The sequence below is a fragment of the Fundidesulfovibrio sp. genome (assembly GCF_058402725.1).
In genome coordinates, this window is the sequence record NZ_JBZVFJ010000297.1 from 1 (window position 1) to 2,106 (window position 2,106).

Genomic DNA, 2,106 nt, shown 5'->3' on the forward strand with positions numbered 1-2,106 from the left:
GTGGCCGGGAAGGTGATGTACAAACTGGAGCCCGTGGTGGCGGACGGGGGAAAGCTCATCATCTACGGCAAGCACATCACGCGCGTCTCTGACACCTGGGGCGAGCTGATCAAGAAGGTGGGCTACCACTCGCGCGACTACTTCCTGAAAAGGATGGACCAGTTCAAGGACGTGCCCTGGGCGGTGCTGGCGCATTCCACGCACGTGCGCGGCCTCGGCCGCTTCGAGGACGGGGTGGAGAAGCCGCGCATCGAGGTGATCCTGGCCACGTCCATCCCGGAGGAGGAGTGCCGCCGCATCAACCTGGGGTACATGGACCCGGACGCCATCGACATCGAGGCGTACCGGGGCCGCGAGGACGAAGGCGTCCTGCTCGTGGAGAACGCGGGCGAGGTGCTCCACCGGTTAAAGCCCCGCTAGTGTCGTGATTTTGAAAAACATGAAATGTTTTTCAAAATTAAAATCAATGGTTTTGTATGATTGCCTCAAGAGTCCGTATGGACGGATTTTGAGGACGCAACACTAGGCGCAGGGTCCGGCCCGCCCGGGGGAGGCCCCGCCGGCGCGCGTGCGACCGCGCGAGCGTCTCCGGCGGCCGGAGGGAGGGAACGCCTCGCCGGCCGTCGGCGTCCGTTCACGCTTTCTTCTTCGACTCCCGGAACTCTTCCCTCCTGGGCACGAACACGTCCAGCACGGTGACGACGCCTGGCCCCGGTACGGCCAGGGCGTGGGGGACGTTGGAGGGAATGCGCACCACGTCGCCGCTTTGCACCGGATGTCGCCTGCCGTCCACGATGAAGACGCCGTGTCCGTCCTGCACGGCGCTGGCCTGCTCGTGGGGGTGGGAGTGGAGGGAGGGCGCGTCGTCCCGCGAGAGCTCCACCAGGGCCAGGGTGTAGCCCGCCCCGTGCACCACCTTGCGCCGGACCCCCGGCGCGGGGATGTCCCATTCCAGATCGTCCCAGTTCACGTGTTCGCCGGGCATGAGGCAGGCTCCTTGGGTTGACGTCGGGACGCGTCGCAGCGCGCCGTCCGGCACACTAGCCGGGCGCGGACCGGCGCACAAGGTCCGACGCCCCGTCACGGAGCCCAGGGCAGGGCATGCGCCATGGCCCCGCGCTGGAGGAATGCGATACGGCGAACGACCCTCAAGCCACGCCGTCGCCCGGCGTTCCTCATCCCACTGTTGGAGGAGAGCCCCACACCATGCGGAGCCACCGCTGCCGCCAGGCCGCGAGACGATGCGGGGAGCGCGCCGGACGGCGTCAAAGGGAATGGGCCAGACCTGCCCGGAGGGGAGCGCCGCCAGAAAGAAGAAGGCCCCTCAGTGGGTTTCACTGAGAGGCCTGTTGCTCACTGGTAGCGAGGGAGGGAATTGAACCCCCGACACTGCGGATATGAGCCGCATGCTCTAACCGACTGAGCTACCTCGCCACAAAATGCCGCTCGCGGCAGGAGGGGGTAGATACACGGTTGCCCTGCGCTTGGCAACCCCTCCCCGTAGGATTTTTCACGAAGGCCAGAAGACGAACACCGCCAGGGCCAGAAGCAGCCGGTACACGGCGAAGGGCCGCAGCGTCATGCGGCTCACCAGGCCGATGAACCACTTCACCGCAATCCACGCCGAGAAGAAAGCCGTCACGAAGCCCACTGCCAGGAACTGGAGGTCCGCAACGCTGAACTCCGCCCAGCTTTTGTAGAATTCGTAACCCGTGGCCGCCAGCATGATGGGCACGGCCGCCACGAAGGAGTACTCCGCCGCCAGCTTGCGCCGCGAGCCCAGGATCATGGCCCCCAGGATGGTGGAGGCCGAACGCGAGAAACCGGGCCACAGCGACAGGCACTGGAAGAGGCCGATGCCCAGGGCCAGGGCAGGGGAGATGTCGTCGAAATCGTGGTATTTGTCGCGTCCGCCGCGCCTGGACTCCACGATGAGGATCATCACCGCGCCCGCCGCCAGGGCCAGGGCCACGGGCAGGGGAGCGAAAAGATGCGCCTTGATGGCCTTGCGCGCGAAGAACCCAAGCACTCCGGCCGGGAGGCAGGTGAGGAACAGGAGCGTCAGGCCGCGCGTTCCTGTGAAACGCTCGCGCGGCCGGGGGACCA

The 2,106-nt window shown here is 66.4% G+C and carries 3 protein-coding genes and 1 tRNA gene; 1 reads left to right on the top strand and 3 read right to left on the bottom strand.

All coding sequences use genetic code 11. The features are described 5' to 3' along the window. A partial coding sequence (locus ACV4UX_RS18905; RefSeq protein ID WP_491594828.1) for a hypothetical protein occupies positions 1-420 on the top strand: 420 nt, incomplete at its 5' end. Between the two features lie 214 nt (positions 421-634). Here ACV4UX_RS18905 and ACV4UX_RS18910 read toward each other — a convergent pair. The 3 genes from ACV4UX_RS18910 to ACV4UX_RS18920 form a co-directional block, all read right to left on the bottom strand. Continuing rightward, positions 635-985 carry a cupin domain-containing protein gene (locus ACV4UX_RS18910; protein ID WP_491594829.1) on the bottom strand — a complete coding sequence of 117 codons (351 nt, stop codon included), beginning with the start codon at positions 983-985 and terminating at the stop codon, positions 635-637. A gap of 372 nt (positions 986-1,357) precedes the next feature. After that, a tRNA-Met gene (locus tag ACV4UX_RS18915) sits at positions 1,358-1,434 on the bottom strand. Positions 1,435-1,510: 76 nt separating this feature from the next. Next, a partial coding sequence (locus tag ACV4UX_RS18920; protein WP_491594830.1) for an undecaprenyl-diphosphate phosphatase occupies positions 1,511-2,106 on the bottom strand: 596 nt, incomplete at its 5' end.